17 protein-coding genes, 1 other RNA gene and 1 pseudogene are annotated in these 18,955 nt (G+C 57.4%); 11 read left to right on the forward strand and 8 right to left on the reverse strand.

Annotation, left to right across the window (positions count from 1 at the left end):
* Positions 1-82 precede the first annotated feature (82 nt).
* The 3 genes from ompA to gph all read left to right on the forward strand — a co-directional run bounded on the left by ompA (position 83) and on the right by gph (position 2,174).
* Entirely contained in the window at positions 83-664 is a 582-nt protein-coding gene (ompA, locus tag LSG25_RS04595) for an outer membrane protein OmpA (protein WP_232743535.1), read from the forward strand.
* A gap of 71 nt (positions 665-735) precedes the next feature.
* Positions 736-1,473 (forward strand): bifunctional 2-polyprenyl-6-hydroxyphenol methylase/3-demethylubiquinol 3-O-methyltransferase UbiG, encoded by a 738-nt coding sequence (ubiG, locus tag LSG25_RS04600; RefSeq protein ID WP_232743536.1) that lies wholly within the window; start codon positions 736-738, stop codon positions 1,471-1,473.
* Positions 1,474-1,505: 32 nt separating this feature from the next.
* Entirely contained in the window at positions 1,506-2,174 is a 669-nt protein-coding gene (gene gph, locus LSG25_RS04605) for a phosphoglycolate phosphatase (RefSeq protein WP_232743537.1), read from the forward strand.
* Positions 2,175-2,197: 23 nt separating this feature from the next.
* On the opposite strand, the gene LSG25_RS04610 is transcribed toward gph, so the two are convergent.
* The 3 genes from LSG25_RS04610 to LSG25_RS04620 all read right to left on the reverse strand — a co-directional run bounded on the left by LSG25_RS04610 (position 2,198) and on the right by LSG25_RS04620 (position 6,745).
* Positions 2,198-5,068, reverse strand: a complete 2,871-nt coding sequence (locus LSG25_RS04610; protein WP_232743538.1) for an autotransporter domain-containing protein — start codon at positions 5,066-5,068, stop codon at positions 2,198-2,200.
* 139 nt (positions 5,069-5,207) lie between these two features.
* Positions 5,208-6,194, reverse strand: coding sequence for a lipoyl synthase (lipA, locus tag LSG25_RS04615; RefSeq protein ID WP_232743539.1), 987 nt, complete (start codon positions 6,192-6,194; stop codon positions 5,208-5,210).
* A gap of 161 nt (positions 6,195-6,355) precedes the next feature.
* Positions 6,356-6,745: a cupin domain-containing protein gene (locus LSG25_RS04620; protein WP_232743540.1), complete on the reverse strand. Its 390-nt coding sequence runs from the start codon at positions 6,743-6,745 to the stop codon at positions 6,356-6,358.
* A gap of 103 nt (positions 6,746-6,848) precedes the next feature.
* Here LSG25_RS04620 and ssrA point away from each other — a divergent pair.
* Both ssrA and LSG25_RS04630 read left to right on the forward strand, forming a co-directional pair.
* Positions 6,849-7,215: a transfer-messenger RNA gene (gene ssrA / locus LSG25_RS04625) on the forward strand.
* A gap of 60 nt (positions 7,216-7,275) precedes the next feature.
* A pseudogene (locus tag LSG25_RS04630) lies at positions 7,276-7,539 on the forward strand (LysR substrate-binding domain-containing protein); the annotation flags it as partial.
* Positions 7,540-7,555: 16 nt separating this feature from the next.
* On the opposite strand, the gene LSG25_RS04635 reads toward LSG25_RS04630, so the two are convergent.
* On the reverse strand, positions 7,556-7,948 hold the full coding sequence (locus LSG25_RS04635) for a YkvA family protein (protein ID WP_232743541.1): 393 nt from the start codon (positions 7,946-7,948) through the stop codon (positions 7,556-7,558).
* 686 nt (positions 7,949-8,634) lie between these two features.
* Positions 8,635-8,991, reverse strand: a complete 357-nt coding sequence (locus LSG25_RS04645; RefSeq protein WP_232743543.1) for a hypothetical protein — start codon at positions 8,989-8,991, stop codon at positions 8,635-8,637.
* A 184-nt stretch (positions 8,992-9,175) separates the two neighbouring features.
* Here LSG25_RS04645 and LSG25_RS04650 point away from each other — a divergent pair, with 184 nt between their 5' ends.
* On the forward strand, positions 9,176-9,403 hold the full coding sequence (locus LSG25_RS04650) for a hypothetical protein (protein ID WP_232743544.1): 228 nt from the start codon (positions 9,176-9,178) through the stop codon (positions 9,401-9,403).
* A 72-nt stretch (positions 9,404-9,475) separates the two neighbouring features.
* On the opposite strand, the gene LSG25_RS04655 is transcribed toward LSG25_RS04650, so the two are convergent.
* Positions 9,476-9,967 carry a cytochrome c gene (locus LSG25_RS04655; RefSeq protein ID WP_232743545.1) on the reverse strand — a complete coding sequence of 164 codons (492 nt, stop codon included), beginning with the start codon at positions 9,965-9,967 and terminating at the stop codon, positions 9,476-9,478.
* 12 nt (positions 9,968-9,979) lie between these two features.
* Positions 9,980-10,237, reverse strand: coding sequence for a hypothetical protein (locus LSG25_RS04660; protein ID WP_232743546.1), 258 nt, complete (start codon positions 10,235-10,237; stop codon positions 9,980-9,982).
* Positions 10,238-10,444: 207 nt separating this feature from the next.
* Between LSG25_RS04660 and LSG25_RS04665 the strand changes: the two genes are divergently transcribed.
* Positions 10,445-11,134 (forward strand): response regulator transcription factor, encoded by a 690-nt coding sequence (locus tag LSG25_RS04665; protein ID WP_232744561.1) that lies wholly within the window; start codon positions 10,445-10,447, stop codon positions 11,132-11,134.
* Positions 11,118-12,401 carry a HAMP domain-containing sensor histidine kinase gene (locus LSG25_RS04670; protein WP_232743547.1) on the forward strand — a complete coding sequence of 428 codons (1,284 nt, stop codon included), beginning with the start codon at positions 11,118-11,120 and terminating at the stop codon, positions 12,399-12,401. The genes LSG25_RS04665 and LSG25_RS04670 overlap by 17 nt, the downstream gene beginning before the upstream one ends.
* Positions 12,402-12,617: 216 nt before the next feature.
* Here the strand turns inward: LSG25_RS04670 and LSG25_RS04675 are convergent, their stop codons facing one another.
* Positions 12,618-12,917 (reverse strand): hypothetical protein, encoded by a 300-nt coding sequence (locus LSG25_RS04675; protein WP_370635949.1) that lies wholly within the window; start codon positions 12,915-12,917, stop codon positions 12,618-12,620.
* 342 nt (positions 12,918-13,259) lie between these two features.
* Between LSG25_RS04675 and LSG25_RS04680 the strand changes: the two genes are divergently transcribed.
* The 3 genes from LSG25_RS04680 to LSG25_RS04690 are packed head-to-tail and all read left to right on the forward strand — an operon-like array spanning position 13,260 to position 18,870.
* Positions 13,260-14,663: a TolC family protein gene (locus tag LSG25_RS04680; protein ID WP_370635950.1), complete on the forward strand. Its 1,404-nt coding sequence runs from the start codon at positions 13,260-13,262 to the stop codon at positions 14,661-14,663.
* Entirely contained in the window at positions 14,660-15,718 is a 1,059-nt protein-coding gene (locus tag LSG25_RS04685) for an efflux RND transporter periplasmic adaptor subunit (RefSeq protein WP_232743548.1), read from the forward strand. The genes LSG25_RS04680 and LSG25_RS04685 overlap by 4 nt, the downstream gene beginning before the upstream one ends.
* 35 nt (positions 15,719-15,753) lie before the next feature.
* Positions 15,754-18,870 (forward strand): efflux RND transporter permease subunit, encoded by a 3,117-nt coding sequence (locus LSG25_RS04690; protein WP_232743549.1) that lies wholly within the window; start codon positions 15,754-15,756, stop codon positions 18,868-18,870.
* Positions 18,871-18,955 lie beyond the last annotated feature (85 nt).

Consider the following 18,955-nt stretch of genomic DNA (forward strand, 5'->3'; position numbering starts at 1 on the left):
TGCTATACTGGCTACGTTTTCTTGATATGCGGCGGGGGTTCGCTGCGGTCACTTACCAGCATTAAGCTCAACGAGGAGAAACATGAACAAACCCTCCAAACTCGCACTAGCGCTTGCCCTTGCAGCCGTTTCGGCTTCCAGTGCAGTATCCGCGCAAACTGTCGATAACTGGCGTAATCCGTTTGGCGACGTATGGAAAAACGGCACGAGAGAACTGTGCTGGCGCGACAACTTCTGGACACCTGCTACCGGTATTGCTGGTTGCGACGGCGTACCTGTTGCTCAAGCTCCTGCGGTGGTAGCTCCTACCTCGACCAAAGTCGTCCTGAACGCCGACGCCTTCTTCGACTTTGACAAAGCCACGCTGAAACCAGCTGGGCGCCAAATGCTTGACCAAGTTGCCGCACAAGCCAACACGGTCAACCTTGAAACGCTTATCGCAACCGGCTACACCGACTCGATCGGCTCCGCAGCGTACAACCTGAAACTGTCTCAGCGTCGTGCCAACGCCGTTAAGTCGTATCTGGTCAGCAAAGGCATCGACGCCAATCATATCTACGCCGAAGGTAAAGGCAAAACGAATCCTGTTGCCAGCAACAAGACTCGCGAAGGCCGTGCTAAAAACCGTCGCGTTGAAATCGAAATCGTCGGTACCCGCAAATAATATTTGCTGCGAAACCGCTACAATAAAGGCCCCGCAATGCGGGGCCTTTATTCATTCCGGCGCCCCTGATCATGACTGCTACCGTGTCCCCTCCTACCCAAGCCAAAACAGCCAACGTCGACCAGGCTGAAATCGACAAATTCAGCGCGCTGGCCTCGCGCTGGTGGGACCCTGAAAGCGAATTCAAGCCGCTGCATGCCATCAATCCCTTGCGGCTCGGCTGGATACAAGAACACTCGGGCATGCTGAACGGTAAAAAAGTGCTCGACGTGGGCTGCGGCGGCGGGATACTGGCCGAGAGCATGGCTGTCGCCGGCGCCCAGGTAACCGGCATCGATCTGGCCGAAAAATCGCTCAAAGTGGCCAAGCTGCATGGGCTCGAATCGGGCGTGGCGGTCGATTACAAGGCCATCAGCGCCGAACAATTCGCCGAGGAACAGCCCAGTCAATTCGATATCGTCACCTGCATGGAAATGCTCGAACACGTGCCGGATCCGGCATCGATCATTCAGGCCTGCGCCAAGTTGGTCAAGCCGGGCGGCTGGGTGTTCTTTTCCACGCTCAATCGCAACCCCAAGTCCTTCCTGTTTGCCATTATCGGAGCCGAATACCTGTTGCGCCTATTGCCGCGCGGCACGCACAGCTACGAAAACTTCATCAAACCCAGCGAGCTGGCCTCTGCCGCCCGCCAGGCGCGCCTTAATACGCTCCAGCTTGCGGGCATGGAATACAACCCGATTACCGATCGCTACAAGCTGTCGGGCGACACATCGGTCAATTACCTGCTCGCCACCCGACGCGATGCATAATCGGCACGCCTTTTAAAACACACCGAAATACTATGAATACGCTGGTTTTATTTGATTTCGACGGCACCCTGGCCGACACCGCCCCTGATCTGGCGGCTGCCGCCAATAAACAGCGCACGCGCCAGGGACTGCCTCCGCTGCCCTACGAAGCCCTGCGCCCCATGGCCTCGCAGGGCGCGCGCGGCCTGCTCAAGGTCGGCCTGGACATGGATCCCGGCCACCCCGACTACGAGCGCCACCGGCAGCAATTCCTCGACGACTACGAACAGGACATGACCTCGCTGACCGTCCTGTTTCCCGGCATTTCGGCCCTGTTGAGCACACTGAAGCAGCACGGCTATGCCTGGGGCATTGTCACCAACAAAGTGGAGTATCTGGCATTTCCCCTGGTGCAGCACCTGGGCCTGCAACAGGACTGCGCCGTAACGGTGGGCGGAGACACCACCGCCCACACCAAACCGCACCCGGCCCCACTGCTGTTCGCAGCGGAACAGGCCGGCTATTCAACGACGCAATGTTTATACGTAGGCGACGACGAACGCGACATCATGGCCGGCAAGGCGGCCGGCATGGCCACTATTGCAGCGGCTTACGGTTACTGCGGAGGCAACCCTGTCATAGACACGTGGAATGCCGACGAAATCGCCCATACGCCGCAAGACCTCTGGCCGGCAATCCAGCGCCTGGCCGGCGCCCGGTAAGTAACACGTAAATCATCCGCGGGTCAGAAGGCGACCTGCACACCCAGCCCAATACTGGCGGCCTTCCAGTTCCTGGCCAGTTCTCCCGCGACATTGGCTGTGACCGTCGTGCGTTGCGTCACCTTGCCCGACAAGGCCAGGCCGGCGGACAGCTTGTCGCGGCCGATGGCGCCGCTGCGTTGATCGTACGAGGCATTCAGCAAACGGGCATCGATAGTGGCGCGCGTGTCGGCAAATTCATGGCTGAGGCCGGTCCAGGCGGAAGCGCGCCAATCTATTGCGCCTGCCCTGAAAGGCAGGCTGGCCGCCGCCCCCAGCGAAGCCGTGAACGACTGCAATGTGCCGCGCTCGACATCCAGTGCGCCGACCGCCTGGTAGTTGTTATCGCTAAACCCTCGATATTGCTGTGCCACGTAACGCATGCCCAGTGTGAATTCGACGCGCGGCTCATCTGACTTTCCCCGCGCCCAGCCGATCAGGCCTGAGGCGGCGCCATTGATATTCCGGACAGTCGTCCATTGGCCGCTTGATGCCAGCGACACACTTCTGCTGGCCCTGATGCGGCCCGCACCCACCCCAGCCGCGCCTTGAAGAAAATAACCCGAATCGAAATTCTTGTTGGCATAAGCCATGATCTGCACATTATCGGTACTGCCGTGCGCCATACCCTGTTTGACGTCGGGACTGCTGTAGGCATAGGCCAGGGAATAGCCCACGGTCGTACCCGTCCCCAGGCGTTTCTGCACGCCGCCTATCAGCCCGCCCAGCGTGTTGGTGGTCTTATAGCCATCGCTATCGGCTTTCTGGGACGAGATCCGGCCAAACGCCGTACCCCAGACGAGTTTGTCCGGATCGGCCTTGAGATCGCCCGAGCCCGCGCTGTTTCCCGGGCGCGTGGAAATGGGCAGCAAGGGATCGCCGCGCCGCTGTGCCGCCAGCACCTGTTCAGTCTGATCGATCATGAACTTGCTGTTCTCGAAACCGGCCTGAATCAACTGGGCATAGCCGACCCCGCCCAGCTGGTCCATGACTCTGGGCAAGCTATCGGCGGTTTGCGGAGCCAATCCATCGTAAAGCGATTTGACCTGCGCATCGTTTGGCCGCACTCCGGCAGCCGGACGCAGCCCATCCAGTGCGGAGCCCAGTTGCCTGCGGTTGTAATTGTCGTCGACTCCCGTCGCACCCAGCTTGGCATAGGAAGCCGGCGTCGCGTACAGCGTGATCGTATTGCCGCCATAAACGGTGTCAAAACGCGTGCCGGGCAAAAGACCCGCGGCAGGCTGCGCCAACGCGGCATAGCTGCCGCTTACGCCCCGAGCCGCATTGACGACCTCGTAACCCTGCCCGAGCGGCGGACTGTATGTATTGCTGGCCGAGCCGGATATTGCGCGCAGGATCGGCGCAATTTCGCCTCCCGCCAAATAAGCCCCGGTCACAAGCAGGCGATCGTGGTTGCCCGCGCCATTGCCCACACCGGTGCCATCGATATCCGTTTCATAGCGGGCGCCCGGCCCCAGCGTCACGCTGCCGTCCACTGTCAGGGTACCGGGCGAATTGCCTGGAGCAAGCACGCCGCCGGTTTGCGTCAGGCCCCATGCCAACGTCAAAAGACCGCTGCCCGAAAGGCGGCCTCCCTGCAACACCAGCGCATCGGCATCCAACTGGCCATTGACGTTAAGCTCGCCCGCGGCCACCGTCGTATCCAGCGTGGTATACAGCAACTTGCCTTTTTGTATCCCGACCAAGGCTGATTTATGATTGACCGTCAGCGCATCAATATCCACATTCTGGTCGACAATCAGGTTCACGGGGGCATTGACTTCCACTTCATAATACGTGCCCTGGTCCCAGTTCCCACTGCTGGAATCGAGATGGCCCGACAGGTTTCCCGGAGACTTGTTGGTGCTCCACGCGCTCGCATCGCTCCAATGAACCGGCCCGCTGCTGCCGGCTTTGGACTGGACTGCCGTGCTGGACAACAGTGTCGCAATATTGGTCTGCAGCCAGCTCGCGTAAAAAGGCAGCCAGGTCCAATCATCGATCGACGCGTATCCGCTGTCGCCATACAGACCTCCCCCTCCCCTCATCACCGTTCCTATCTGCAGCCAGCCGGCGGGAGTCTGTATAAAAAGCGGCCCTCCGCTGTCGCCCCCTTCCGGCTGGCCCTGCAATTCAGGCACGGGTTGCTGTAAATTGTACTGATTGGGATTGTCCGGAGAGCCGGGTATGCGGAATTGAGCATGAATGATATTTCCGTCGATCTCGCCTATTTGGGTCACGGCAATGCGACGCTTTGCATCGTTGTAATTCGGCAGCCTGGGGGTGCCGTCGTTCGGCCGGCCAGGATGGGTGCCGCTACCCGACAGGCCGTAACCGACTATGGTCGCCAATTCTTCCATGCTGACCGTATACCCCGCGGGAGCAAGCCTCACAGGCTGCAGGCCATTGATGGGCCGATCAAGGCTGATCAGCGCGATATCGAAATCATCATCGCCGATATAGCCCTGATGAAAGACGACATCGCGAATTTTCCGATCGTAAGGCGTGGACGACGATGCGGGGTCGGGCGAAAAACGGATTTGCAGCGACCCGATCTCGCTGGAAAGCTTGGCCTGGGCCCGGTCTTCCACCACACAATGGGCGGCAGTCAGGATGGTACGGGAATTGATCAGCGTGCCTGTGCACCACTCTCCGAGGCCGCCGTTGTAATTCATGAACAGGGCCGCCACACTGGGCATTGTATTGGCGCTGTCGAAGTAATTGCCGAGTTGCCCGCCGTAATATGCGTTCAGGAACGGGTTATTGATATTGACCGCGTGCGCGGAAGAACCGATCAAGACAACGCCGCCGAGCGCGACCGATATCAGGCGTTTGAGTCCTGGTTCCTTGCGCATTGAGAGCCCCTGTTTTTATCTGTTTTATAAGAATGAAACGAATCAGGGTCAAAATGTTATCATATATTTCATATTGTTATGATTTGCGCAAGCCCACCTGCCGTCGAGTGCCACAGCACTGCACAACAGGAAACTGGCCCTATAAGCCCACGTTATCGTGGTTCAACACGCGCTCGGCACGGTAGCTGGAGCGCACCAGCGGCCCCGAAACCACCTCGAGAAAACCCTTGCCCAAGGCCTGGTCGCGGTAAGACGCGAATTGCTCGGGCGACACGAAGCGTTGAATCGGCAAATGGTTTCGAGTGGGACGCATGTACTGGCCTAGGGTCAGCACATCGACGCCGGCGGAGCGTATATCGTCCAGGGCGCGATCGATCTCTTCGTCGGTTTCGCCCAGGCCCAGCATCAGGCTTGTCTTGGTCAGCGTTTTGGGCGCATGGCTTTTGGCAAACGCAAGCACATCCAGGGTTTGCCTATAGCCCGCGCGCACGTCGCGCACCACGTGGGTCAGGCGTTCTACCGTTTCCAGATTCTGCGCGTAGGTGACCAGTCCGGCGTCGAGCACCGCCGCCACCGCAGCCAGATTACCGGAAAAATCGGGAGTCAGCGCCTCCACCGCGGTGGCAGGCGAACGCTGGTGGATGGCACGCACGCATGCCGCATAATGAGCCGCGCCGCCATCGGGCAAATCGTCGCGGTCCACTGAAGTCAACACCACATACTTCAGTTTCATCAGCGCTACGGCGTCGGCCACGCTTTGCGGCTCTTGCGCATCCAGCCAGCCATGCGGATTGCCCGTGCTGACCGCGCAGAACTTGCAGGCGCGCGTGCAAACCGAGCCCATCAGCATCAATGTAGCCGTGCCGCGGCCCCAGCATTCGGCAATATTCGGGCATTTGGATTCGGCGCAGACCGTATTCAATTTGTGGCTGCTGACGATATCGCGCACGTCTTCGTAGGCCGCGCCCGCGGGCAACCTGACACGCAACCAGGGTGGTTTGGACGCCACATCGGGCACATTGCTGCCCGGATTCGGGCGAATTCCATCCTTGATGGCTCGCGTGCCCTGGGGGCTGACAAATTTACTTCCCGGCCGGGCTTGGGCCAAAACTGTATCAGTAGCCATGAAACGTCTCAACTAGTAGGCAAAAAATTATCGCAGAGTCTTGATATTAATACCTGTCGCACACAAGACCTGCGCAGACCCCGCCCAATATAGGGCTATTCACTTTCATCGCCGCAGCGTCAGGTTTTCCGTGTATCGGCGGCGAGACCCTGCCGCCACGCTCAGCCATTGACGGCATCGACCATTTCCGTTTCGAACTGGGCGGGCATGACGATTTCAAGCATTTCCAGGTCATCGCTGTGGGCAATTTCCCGATGACGTATCCCCGGCGGCTGATACACCGACGATCCAGATTCCAGCCTGACTGCCCCGTAGCCTTCATATTCAAACTCGATCCAGCCCCGCAGCACATAAACAAGCTGGAAATCCACCCGGTGAAGGTGCGCCGCGCTGATCAGCTCGGTTCCCGGCACGGCGCGAATCACATGAGCCACCACCCGGCCCTGCGTTGCCGCACTCACGCCCAGGTCGCGGTACTCGAAAAAAGACCTCAGACCGCGCTCGAAGCTTGCGTCGCGCCCATGCGAAACCACTAAAGCAGAAGTATTCATATTTTCGCCCCAAAACATCACTATGCGGCGGCTCGTCGAAATCGGCAAACCCGCCACGGGAATCATCGCACAAGGAATCCATATGGGCTACAATGGCAGCACTGGGGTCGATCCGGCTTCGACGTGGGTCGCGAAACAGTGTAGGGCATGCCGAGCACCAGTAAGCTCGTAAATCCACTGGAAAAAATACAAACGCCAACGACGAGCGTTTCGCTTTAGCCGCCTAGTGCGGTAAGCCGCTGCACTGATTTGTCTTTGGGTCAGGTAGGGTAAAACCTACAGCAGCGTCATTTACAAAGAATCGGGTCTGGTTGGGTCACTCAATCTGATCTTAAATTAATGTGAATCGCCAAGGAAGGGCCTGTCGGTTGGCATGATCCAAGGTTAAAACTTAAAGTGAACCGAATAAGCATGTAGATCTGCCTGCAGAGGGCTTGCGGACGGGGGTTCAATTCCCCCCGACTCCACCAGTCACAACGCCAAGTATTAATATACTTGGCGTTTTTTTTGGCGGCCTGGCAAGTATTTGTTTACATCACACTCCCCGCCTTATCACAACGGAGATGATTGCATTACGCATCGCAGCATTGGCGGGTGTAGGGATCGTTCAGTTGCCAACATTGATGGTGTGTGACCAGCTCGAGCAAGGCTCACTGGTCAGGCCGATACCCGACTGGGCGCCACGGCGTGAAATCATTCATGCCGTATTTTCGTCCCGCCGCGGTTTGATGCCGTCTGTGCGCGCATTGATTGATTACCTTGCACAGCGATTCGAGGCAATGGACGAAGACTGAAGCCAGACTTTACGGCCTATGGGCGCGACTTAAACCACAACCACGCCGCCGCACCCATGGCCAGCCACAATGTGATGATCAGGGCCGCGCCAGCCCGGCTGCTGGGCTTTGATCCCTTTGCTTGTATCCACTCGTCTGCTTGAGTGCGACATTCCGCGACGATCTCAGGCGGCAAGAGCCTGATAGTTAACCAGATCAGGCCGGGAAGCAGCAGGATATCGTCGACATAACCCAGCACTGGGATGAAGTCGGGAATCAGGTCGATGGGACTAAGTGCGTAGGCCACCACAAACACCCCCAGGGCCTTCGCGTACCAAGGCGTTCGGGGGTGTTTGCCTGCAAACCAAAGTGTCACGCCGTCACGTTTGACGCGCTGGGCCCAGGCCTTCATTCGGTATGACACCGCCATAGGAACTCGCACGGATGGATTTTGTTTCTTCAGGACACAAGCTCAGTTGCCAGAGCTGCGGCGCAGCCTTTCGGATGCGGCCTGATTCAGGCGTTTCGCTTCCTGTTCGGCATAGCCCTTTTCCCCAGGCTCATACGGCCCATCATACATGCAGCTGCTACTGTTCAACGTGCACTCGATGGAGCGGTTGGCGCGGCCCGAATTCCCGGAGCCAATTAAAGAGCACCCAGAAACAAGTGCGGCAAGAAACAGCGCTACGCCGCATCGGCTCAACGTTTGAATGGACATTTTCCTCGGGCCCTTAGAAATGCTGTAGCTTTTTTTATAACAGATTCTTGAAAGCCGTTCCGGAGGGGCAGTGTGCATGGCATACCATTCGACCAATCCCCAGTCAGCCGCCGGCCATCGCAACCAATTTTTATGGCTACCTGGAAAGTGCAGGCTAGCAACGACATTGCGTCCGCAGCGATGCCATATGTTGCTTTGAAAGTCAGGTTCCGGTTAGAGAACCTAAATGGTACCTGTACCATCACAAAGCTGAAAAAGCAGCCATAAGCATTCACAAGACAGGCGGGGCTCGGCCAGCCCGTGCAAAACCAGTTCCGAGAGGATACCGCCCCTTTGTAGAGTCACGCCACAAAGAGGCGGTTCATTGAGCGAAAAGCCCTGCCGTTCAAAGGCTTCGGTTATTTGGACGGTGCCGGGGTTTCAAGCTTATCGGCATACTTGATCAGGATGTCACCCATGGCGCGCATCATTTCACCGCGCATTTGCATGGCGGCTTTGCCGCTAAGAGCGGCCCCCGCCCCCATCATGGGGCAAGCGCTCATCATCCCGCCCCCCATCCCGTTTTCCATCATTCCTCCTCCCATCATCCCCTTCCCCATCATATGGCCCATCATCGAAGCGCCATGTTCCATGCTGCCGGATTCAGGCGACATCATTGAGGCGTCGTTTCCCGTCGACGTGGCGGCCAGGCTTATGCCGCCCACCCCAAGCAAAACCGCCGAAAATGATGTGATAAGTAGTCGTTTCGTGTTCATGTGAACCTCTAAATTCAGTAGATCGATGTGTGCTCAAGGCTTGCCAAAGATGTACCTATAGCCTCCGAGGCGGAGGGGGCTGTAATTCGGGATAAATTGCTTGACGATTATGCGGCTGGCTGATGCGTAGACGGGTGAAAACGAAGCGGTGATAACCATGGGCTGCGAACCGAAAAGAGCCGGCATGCCGCAGGATAGGCCACTGCAAGCGTGGCATGCTGTTGTCCTGGCCTTCATGTCGTGTGTACTGGCGGTCATGCCTGGCATCGAAGAAGCCAGGCTATTCGGCTGCACGATAGTCGATGACATTCCCGGGCAAACGGCTGCCTGTGCGGGAATGCCAAGCAAGGGCAGGCACGCAATCAAAACACTGGCAATCAATTTGGCCCAGGATTTCATGGATTTAGTATAAGCCTTATCGATACAGGCCATTTATTTCATCGTAAGCCATTTCAAGTTCAAATGACTATGCGAAATCCTCCCCTCATCGCGGTGTGGGATGCTCCTGGGTCACCTCTTTCTGGGCCGCCAGTGCGTTGGGTGGCCAAAAGCTTTTTATATAGGCAATGACAGCGACGATATCCTGGTCGGAAAGCTTAGTTTTAAAGGCAGGCATATCGCTTTCATAGCCCTGGGGAGCCGTGACGCCGGGAACAAGCCCATTCTTGATAAGGTCCAGCAGGACGGCATCCGGATGATGCCAGGTATGCCCGCTGACATCGTGCGGCGGCGCCGGCAGGCGGCCATTGGGCTTGCGCTCGCGCCAATTGGCTTGGCCCTGCAAGTTTGCGCCATGGCATGCGGCGCAGTCATTGGCATAGACCTTTTGCCCACGCAGAACGAGCGTATGGTCGGCAGGATCGATATACCCCGTACTCGTACTGAACCTATAGTAGGCAAATACCAAAACGCCCAGCAACACCGCGCTGATCACTGCGGCTATGCCCGTTTGCTTCCGTCGTTTTGTGGCGAGCATCGATTCAATACCCTATGTCTTATCCAACCTTGATTTTCCAACCATGCCTGCTTCCAAATGCCCTGGGGTCCGGCAGGTAAAATCCACTGTTCCCGTTTGAGGGAACTGCCAGACCCTACCGCCCTTTGGACCGGGATTGAGCATGGTCATAGTGGATTCGGCATGCTTCATTCCGGGTATTTTACGCATCATTCCAGCACATTCCTTCAGTCCGTCCGCTGAATCACCTTTCTTCATACTGGACATATCGTGGCCCGGCATGGATTTCATGTCATGACCACCGGAAGCGATTTCACTATAATTAATCCGATGGCTTTTGAAACTCCCCAGCCACACGAAGCTATTGTCCGAAAATCAATCGTGCAAAGAACCGGATATTCTTCACATGGTTTGCGCCACTCCCTCTTTTTCCATTCGCCGTGCAAAATTGGCATCTCCGCTGCATTACTCGCATCGGCTCAACTGGAGAATCGTTCAATGAAAGTATTGATTATTGAAGATGACTCGGATATAGCAGCCAATCTCTACGACTATCTGGAAGGCGCGGGCTATGAGGTCGACACGGCATCCAATGGCGTAATGGGCCTGCACCTTGCCACCACCCAACACTGGGACGCAATTCTGCTGGACTTGTCATTGCCGGGCATGGACGGTTTGACAATCTGCGGCAAGCTCCGAAAAGAAGCGCATCAAGACACACCTATCTTGATGTTGACCGCGAAAGACACTTTGGACGACAAACTTGAGGGATTTCTACAAGGAGCCGATGACTATCTGGTCAAACCGTTTTCACTCAAGGAGGTGGGGGCACGGCTTGGCGCGCTCATCAAACGCTATAAAGGCAAGGTGGTACAAGCCGCCTTGTGTTGCGCCGATGTGCGCTTCGATTTGGCCGCACTAAGTGTTGAGCGAGCCGGCCGCCCCATCAGGCTGCCGCCAAAATGCTTGCACCTTCTACGCGTCTTGATGCAATCGCCCAATCGGGTGTTTGGCCGCGCGGAGCTCGAAACCGAGATATGGGGAGAGCATCTGCGCGACAGCGACACTCTGCGTTCGCATATTTATACGTTGCGCCACGCCCTGGCCATCAATGGCGAAGATAACCTTATCGAAACCGTACACGGCCTGGGCTACCGATTTGTGACGAGCAGTGCTGCCCTACCATAGCCTGCGCTTCAAGGTAGCACTCGTCTTTTCCGCATTGACGATTCTATTACTTGTGTCTCAAGCGCTAGGCGTGAAGACACTCGCCGAAGTGCAGGAAGAAAAGTTCATCACCGCCTTGATTGCCGATGATATGGCAAGCCTGATCCAAAGCTACCGTACGGATCCGACGCTCGTACCTCCGCTTGATCCACAACTCGACGGGCATGTATCGCAAGAAGGCCGAACGCACATTACTTTGCCTGCTTCAGTCAAAGAGCTGCAAAATGGGATACATGAAATAAGGCTGAACGACCAGGAAATCCATGTGGCCATCGCCTCTTTCGACCAGACGCGAGTGTATCGGGTCTACGACTTCAGCGCCTATGAGCAACATTTCAAGAAAACGATTAATGCATTAATGGCCGGAACAGGCTTATTCGCACTATTGACCATCTGGCTGGCGTTTGGATTGTCAGGTGTACTGGTGCGTCAAGTCGCAGGACTTGCCCGCCAGGTAAAGACAGCCAGGCTGGGCGCATCGACCCCATTGAATCCTGGCAAATACGATGAAGCAGAGGTGGCCGACTTGGTTGCGGCATTCAATGACTATCACCATCGAATGAGTCAAATGATCGAACGAGAGAAGGAATTCACCGGCAACGTCAGCCACGAATTCCGCACGCCGCTTACCGCGATCAAGACCAGTTGCGAGCTCCTCGCTCAGAATGCGGCCATGGATGCAAAATCCGCGGCGCGTCTGCGGCAGATTGATCGCGCGGTCGACAACATGATCGAACTGATCAACGTCATGCTTCTGCTTGCGCGAGAAGAATCGTCGACAAATGTCGGGCCGATAAGCCTGATTGGCGCGATCGAGGATGCCCTGGACCCTTTCGCGGACATTTTGGCCACCAAGGGTATCGCGATCGTGATCGACATAGAAAACGCCCCGCGCATCAAGGCTAACCGCTCAGCGCTTGCTATCGCATTGTCCAATCTCATTGATAATGCGGTCAGACACACCGAACGGGGCAGCATCGGCTTCAGCTACATGGACGGCTGGTTGCGGATCGCGGATACGGGCCGCGGCATACCCCAGCACGACCTGGCGCATGTATTCGAGCGCTTCTACCAGGCAAGGCCCGCACAGGAAGCTGGCCGTACATTCGGCATCGGCCTTGCCATTGTGAAGAAGATCAGCGACCGCTACAAATGGTCCATTGAACTCGAAAGCGCGCCCGGCAAGGGCACTTGCGCAGCCCTGTTCCTGCCGCCAGCATCCAATTAATCGTCGTCATCATCCTCCTGCCAATGCCCCTGGGGGGTAACCACAACATAAGGATTGTAGGAATACCCGTCACTGTAGCCATTGCCGCCATATGGCACAGCGACGCATCCTGTCAGGAGGGCTACAACGGTTACAAGCAATGCGAGGAGCGCTGGTTTCATATTATGGTGAGCTTTGAGGTGGCGGGATGACTGGGGACAACCCGTATCCCGCGGGCTATTTCGTATGGCCAAGAGCCTTATGCTTGCCGGAATGCACAGCGGAGCGCGAAGCTTTAGCATGCTGGTGGCTACGGTCTCCGGCGCGTTGCAAACCCTTATCTCTGTCAAGGGCATGGACGCCGTTGGTATTGACTATTCCATGGCTGCTCATGTGTGAACCGGACACACCCCCGGCTTCACTACCCATGCCGCCATGACCACCGCCAACACCACCTCCACGCGCCTGCGCGCCAAGCGTAAAACATGACATGGCGGCAACAGAAGCGACAACTAAACAGAATTTCGTTTTCAACATGGCAACTCCTTTCTGAGAATATCAAACCGACATCGGATGAGATGGGTGTCGCTGACATTGACGGAAGTCTACCGATTGACAACACTAAACGGTGAAACTGCCACGTGACATTTGCAACTATTTATAATTTTCCACCTGGATTCGAGCACACGATCTCGATAAAACAAAAGATGGGCATTTGTACAGCAAAAAGTCGCGCAAAAGACTCGATAACTAAGGCTTCACAAAAAATTGACATTTTCTTGACACAGGCTTCACGGACACCCGATTAGTATCAATGTCTGCTATCGCGCCAGTTCGACGCGATGGGAAAATACGCCCGAGCAAGGCGCCCAGACACGAATGAATGCCTATCTGTTCCGATCGTTGATGCTTACGTGTGCAGTCCTGACAGGATGTGCAAGTTATCAGCCAAAGCCCATTACGCCAGCGCAACTTGCCAGAAACTTTGAACAACGCACACTTACCAACGGCGCTTTGCGGGCCTATCTTGAACGAGAGGCCGGACACCCCATCAAGCCCTGGCCACTGCCGCACTGGAACCGCGAATTGCTCACGCTCGCCGCCTACTATTACAGCCCGGCGCTGGATATTGCGCGGGCGCAGTGGGACGCGTCCAAGGCGGGCATCGAGGTTGCGGGCGCCATCCCGAATCCCGTGCTGCAACTGCCCTTCCAGTATTCCACGGTCAATCCAGGGCCGGGCCGCCCCTACACCACGGGCCTGGGCCTTGACATCCCGATCGAGACCGCGCACAAGCGCGGTTACCGCATCGATCAGGCATCGCACCTGTCCGAAGCGGCGCGCCTGAATATTCGTAACGAGGCGTGGAAGACACACAGCCAGGTTCGAGAGGCATTGCTCAGCCTCTTTGCGGCACGGAAACGGACTGCGCTTCTGACGCAAAAAGTGGCGACGCAGCAACACATTCTCGACATGATGAAAAAGCGGGAGGCAGTGGGAGAAACTGCGGAGCCAGACATAAACCTGGCCGTACTCTTCCTGAAGCAAGCGCAGACTGATCTCGTCGCCTCGGGAAGTGCATCGCAAGATGCACTCGCCCGGCTTGCAAACGCCATGGGCCTTCCTGTCGTTGCGCTCGAATCGGCTCAGTTCGATCTCGACGAGTTCGAACGGCCAGGTGCAGCCCCACCACCTGCCGAGGCACGCCGCGCCGCAATCTTCAATCGTGCCGATCTGCTCGGTTCGCTGGCCAGGTACGAAGCGGCCGAAGGCGCACTGCAACTGGAAATCGCCAAGCAATACCCGGATATCCATATCGGCCTGGGCTACACCTACGATACAGGAACCAATAAGATCGGGTTTGGCTTGGCGGGGATCACACTGCCGATCTTTGATCGAAACGAAGGCGGAATCGCCCAAGCGGAAGCGAAAAGAGCCGAGGCAGCCGCCAATACGGCCGCACTGCAGGACAAGATCATTAATGATCTCGATCACGCGCTCGAACATTACCGGACAAGCCTCAATGTGTTGCGTTTGTCCGCTGTGCGCCTGTCCACCGAGCAAAAGCAATTAAGGAGCCAAGCCACGAGCTTCGACGCCGGCGCTATCGATCGCCCGGCACTCGCCCAGGCGAAAGCAAACTACCAAACCAGCGCTATCGCCCGCCTGAACGATGTCGTAGCGGCGCAGCAGGCCGCGGGCGCACTAGAGGACGCCATGCAGCGACCTCTGTCGCCGAGCACGCCGAACTGGACTACGACGCAAAAAAGGATCCTGCGATGAAACACAAAATGGCCCTCTTGCTAATCACTTCGGCGGTACTGGCGGCGGCCGGCGGTGGGTACATCTATTACACGGTGAGCGTCGCGCCGACCGTCATATCGACCGCCGCAACCCAGACGCCACGCGTGCAAACGGTCAACGGCGAAACAGTGGTGTTGGTCTCCATCGACGAACAGCGCGCAAGCCACATCGACGTGGCTTCCCTTATGACTTCGACGGTTCAGCCGGAAACCACCGCTTACACGTCAGTGATCAATTTGCAGCCGCTCTTCGATTTGCACAACCGCGCGGCGGCGGTGCGCTCCAACCGCCAAAGCGCGCGCGCGCAAGCCGACGTGTCACGTGCCCAGTACGAGCGCGACTACGTGCTGTTCAAGGATAATCGCAACGTTTCGCAAAAGAGCCTGCAGAGCGCCCGGGCCATTATGCTTACGGATCAGTTCAAATGGCAGGCGGCCGAGACCGCGCAAAACGTTCTTGATGCAACATTGAGGCAGCAATTCGGGACTGCGCTGGCCAGCGCAGCCACATCGCCGACATCCCATCTCCTTCAACAATTAATGAGCGGCCATACCGAGGTGTTGCGTGTCACGCTGCCGGCGAAATACAGCGCTTCGGCACCTGCTCAGATATCGGTCGATGGCCTCGGCGGCCGGCTCATTGCCGCCCACAAACTCTCGGCTTCGCCGCAAAGCGATCCGTCGATTCAAGGCAGTCCTTATTTCTATGCAACGGACGGTACCCTACCTGTCGGAACGCGCACAATCGCCCACATACCTCTGGAGAGCAAGAGCGCACAAGGCCTGCTGATCCCCGAAGACGCGGTCGTATGGTACGGCGGACAACAATGGGTCTATGTGAAGACGGCTGCCGATCGATTTACCCGACGCTATATGCCATTGGCTCCGGCAACTGATAGTGGATTCGTTGTGACGAGCGGCTTTCGTGCCGGCGATGAAGTAGTGGTCAGCGGTGCCCAGCTGTTGCTTTCCGAAGAACTGCTCCCCCAAGGCATTACAACCCAGTGCAAAGATCCACCGGAATGCGATGGTTGACCAGGGTCATTCATCCACAAGCACCATAACTTCTCATGCTAAACACCATCATCCGATTTTCGCTGCGGTTTCGCGGCGTCATTTATGCTCTCGCCGTCCTGGCGAGCGCTTATGGCCTGTATACCCTGACACATGTGAAGCTGGATGTCTTCCCCGAATTCGCCCCGCCTATGGCGGTGATCCAGACAGAGGCGCCGGGCCTATCGAGCGAACAGGTCGAGACGCTGGTGACTCGCCCGATAGAAGCTGCATTGAGCGGGACGGTCGACGTACAGTCCATGAGATCCAAGTCCCTGCAGGGTTTATCCGCCATTACCATGGTGTTTGGCGACCATTCGAACGTCTTGCAAGCCCGGCAGCTGGTGTCCGAGCGCATGAACGCTGTGGCCGCCGCTTTGCCGGCCGGTGTGCTGCCGCCCAAGCTGCTGCCGCTCACGACCGCGACGAACACTGTCCTGACCATCGGCCTGACATCGAAGACAAAGTCCTTGATGGAACTGCATGATATTGCCCAATGGATGGTGAGGCCACAATTATTGAGTGTGCCGGGCGTCGCCGATGCGATCGTATTCGGCGGCCATACACGGCAACTGCAGATTCAGGTCGATCCGGATAAATTGGCGCGCTATGGCCTCTCAATCCAGGAGGTCATCGCTGCGGCGAGAGCATCGACCGGTGTGCGTGGCGCGGGCTTTATCGAAAACGCGAACCAGCGCATCACGATCAGCACCGACGGCCAGATCACGACGCCCAAGGCGCTGGCTGAAGTCGTACTGCGCTGGGGCCACGGTACAGGCATCCGGATGGGCGACGTCGCCACGGTGGCGTACGCGCCCGCGCCCGCGGTAGGCGCCGCATCCGTCATGGGCAAACCCGGTGTCATGGTGGTGCTGGAAAGCCAGTATGGAACCAATACGCTGACCGTCACGAACGGGCTGGAGCAAACGCTCGCCACGCTCAAGCCTGTGCTCGCCCGGCAAGGCGTCGACCTGGAGCCGGACGTTTTTCGCCCGGCGAGCTTCATCGTGGAAGCAACCAACCATTTACGCACGGCCCTGTTGATTGGCGGCGTACTCGTTATAGCAATCCTGTTTCTTTTTCTGCTCAATGTCAGGACCGCGGTCATTTCCGCCCTTGCCATTCCACTCTCGCTGCTGGTTGCCGTGATTGTTCTCAATGCCTTTGGCGTTACGCTCAATACAATGACCCTTGGCGGCCTGGCGATCGCCTTGGGTGAAGTGGTTGACGATGCCATTATCGATGTCGAAAACATTTATCGACGGCTGCGGGAAAACCGTAAATTGCCCGAACCACTTCCCGCTTTCCGGGTCGTGTTGCACGCGTCGCTGGAAGTGCGCAGCGCAGTCGTGTTTGCGACATTCGTTGTCATCCTGATCTTCTTGCCGGTCTTATCGCTCTCGGGCGTGGCCGGCAAACTCTTCGCACCGCTGGGCATTGCTTATATTCTCGCAGTGCTGGCGTCCCTCTCGGTGGCGCTGACTCTCACCCCTGCGATGGCGCTCGCACTACTGGCCAAGACGCCCCTCCCGCCTCACGAGCCGCGGTTGTTGGCGTGGCTGAAAACACACTACAGCACTCTATTGATAAAAGTGGAGCGGCATGCTCGGACCATCATGATTCTTGTCGCTATCCTATGTCTCGCGGCGTTGTCGATATTGCCATTCCTGCGCGGCAACTTTATTCCGGAACTTCGGGAAGGGCACTACATTGTTCATATGGGTCTTGCGCCCGGCTCATCCTTGGCCGAGTCAATGCGCACCGGCGCCCGGATTTCCCGCACACTGATGCAGATCCCGGGCGTGCGCCTGGTAGCGCAGCGCGCAGGCCGCGCCGACGAAGTGGTCGACCCAGCAGGCGTACAGCTCAGTGAGTTCGAGGTCGATCTAAAGCCGAGGAGCGCCAGCGAGCAAAGTACCACTTTGCAACGCATCCGTGATGCACTTGCGAGCTTCCCGGGTGTTTCCACCTCGGTCAACACCTTCCTTGTTGAACGCATCGACGAGACGATTTCCGGCTCGACCGCACCCGTTGTAGTCAATGTATTTGGCGACAACCTCGATGTCATTGATCGCAAGGCGCTGGAAATTGCTCAGTTGATGGGCAAGATCGATGGGGCCATCAATGTACGCGTCGAATCACCTCCCGGTATTCCGGAACTGGCCGTCAGGCTCAAACCGGATCAATTAAGCCGCTGGGGCTTCAGGCCCATTGATGTTCTCAACACGATTCAGGATGCCTATCAGGGAACGACCGTCGCACAAGCTTATGAAGGCAATCGCAGCTACGATGTCGCCGTAGTCCTGTCGCCGGCGGCCCGCACAGACATCGGCCAGATTGGCTCGCTCATACTGCGCAATCCCGACGGCCTCGCCGTGCCATTGCGAAACCTCGCAAACCTGCGCCAAGTATCGGGCCGCTACCAGATCACGCACGATGGGGGCCGACGTATGCAGACGGTATCGGTCAGCGTTGGCGGGCGCGCCGTGAGCGATTTCGTTCGCGAAGCGCAGGCGCGTGTGAAACACGAAATCACCATGCCCAAGGGAACGTATGCGGTGTTTGCGGGAGAAAACGAAGCACGCAGCCAATCGCTGCACGATTTACTGGTCTACGGCGTCATGGCCGGCGTCGGCATCGTGCTGCTGCTCTTTCTTGCGTTGAAAAACCGCCGCAGCGTCGCGCTGGTAATGGCTAACCTGCCATTTGCGCTGGTGGGCGGAGTCTTGAGCGTAGCGCTGACCGGTGGCGATCTTTCGCTGGGGGCCATGGTGGGCTTCGTAACGCTGTTCGGCATTTCCCTGCGAAACTCGATCATGCTGATAAGCCACTATGAACACCTCGTACACGTCGACCGGATGCCCTGGTGTATGCAGGCGGCCGTGCAAGGCGCGGCCGAACGCCTGATACCCATTTTGATGACAGCGCTCGTGACCGCATTCGCGCTGCTGCCGCTGGCGCTTACGAGCGGTGCGGCCGGCAATGAAATCGAAGGGCCTATGGCCATTGTGATTCTTGGCGGGCTTGCCACCTCTACGCTGCTGAACCTGATCGTGCTGCCCATACTTGCGCTGCGCTATGGCCGTTTTGAACAGGATGCATTGATTGAACCGGATCGGTACGCCGTCGAGTAGATCGGCCACGCATGGGTCGCATAGCTTCTGCGACAGCGGTGTCATTTGTTGTTTTTAAAACAGGTCGAACGCGCCAAAGATATCA

The organism is Paralcaligenes sp. KSB-10, assembly GCF_021266465.1.
In the GTDB taxonomy this organism is placed as follows: domain Bacteria; phylum Pseudomonadota; class Gammaproteobacteria; order Burkholderiales; family Burkholderiaceae_B.

Excerpts from the sequence above, each read along its gene's own strand:
- ompA (WP_232743535.1), top strand. The coding sequence starts at position 83 with ATGAACAAACCCTCCAAACTCGCACTAGCGCTTGCCCTTGCAGCCGTT.
- ubiG (WP_232743536.1), top strand. The coding sequence starts at position 736 with ATGACTGCTACCGTGTCCCCTCCTACCCAAGCCAAAACAGCCAACGTC.
- gph (WP_232743537.1), top strand. The coding sequence starts at position 1,506 with ATGAATACGCTGGTTTTATTTGATTTCGACGGCACCCTGGCCGACACC.
- LSG25_RS04610 (WP_232743538.1), bottom strand. The coding sequence starts at position 5,068 with ATGCGCAAGGAACCAGGACTCAAACGCCTGATATCGGTCGCGCTCGGC.
- lipA (WP_232743539.1), bottom strand. The coding sequence starts at position 6,194 with ATGGCTACTGATACAGTTTTGGCCCAAGCCCGGCCGGGAAGTAAATTT.
- LSG25_RS04620 (WP_232743540.1), bottom strand. The coding sequence starts at position 6,745 with ATGAATACTTCTGCTTTAGTGGTTTCGCATGGGCGCGACGCAAGCTTC.
- LSG25_RS04635 (WP_232743541.1), bottom strand. The coding sequence starts at position 7,948 with ATGGCGGTGTCATACCGAATGAAGGCCTGGGCCCAGCGCGTCAAACGT.
- LSG25_RS04645 (WP_232743543.1), bottom strand. The coding sequence starts at position 8,991 with ATGAACACGAAACGACTACTTATCACATCATTTTCGGCGGTTTTGCTT.
- LSG25_RS04650 (WP_232743544.1), top strand. The coding sequence starts at position 9,176 with ATGCCGCAGGATAGGCCACTGCAAGCGTGGCATGCTGTTGTCCTGGCC.
- LSG25_RS04655 (WP_232743545.1), bottom strand. The coding sequence starts at position 9,967 with ATGCTCGCCACAAAACGACGGAAGCAAACGGGCATAGCCGCAGTGATC.
- LSG25_RS04660 (WP_232743546.1), bottom strand. The coding sequence starts at position 10,237 with ATGAAATCCATGCCGGGCCACGATATGTCCAGTATGAAGAAAGGTGAT.
- LSG25_RS04665 (WP_232744561.1), top strand. The coding sequence starts at position 10,445 with ATGAAAGTATTGATTATTGAAGATGACTCGGATATAGCAGCCAATCTC.
- LSG25_RS04675 (WP_370635949.1), bottom strand. The coding sequence starts at position 12,917 with ATGTTGAAAACGAAATTCTGTTTAGTTGTCGCTTCTGTTGCCGCCATG.
- LSG25_RS04680 (WP_370635950.1), top strand. The coding sequence starts at position 13,260 with ATGAATGCCTATCTGTTCCGATCGTTGATGCTTACGTGTGCAGTCCTG.
- LSG25_RS04685 (WP_232743548.1), top strand. The coding sequence starts at position 14,660 with ATGAAACACAAAATGGCCCTCTTGCTAATCACTTCGGCGGTACTGGCG.
- LSG25_RS04690 (WP_232743549.1), top strand. The coding sequence starts at position 15,754 with ATGCTAAACACCATCATCCGATTTTCGCTGCGGTTTCGCGGCGTCATT.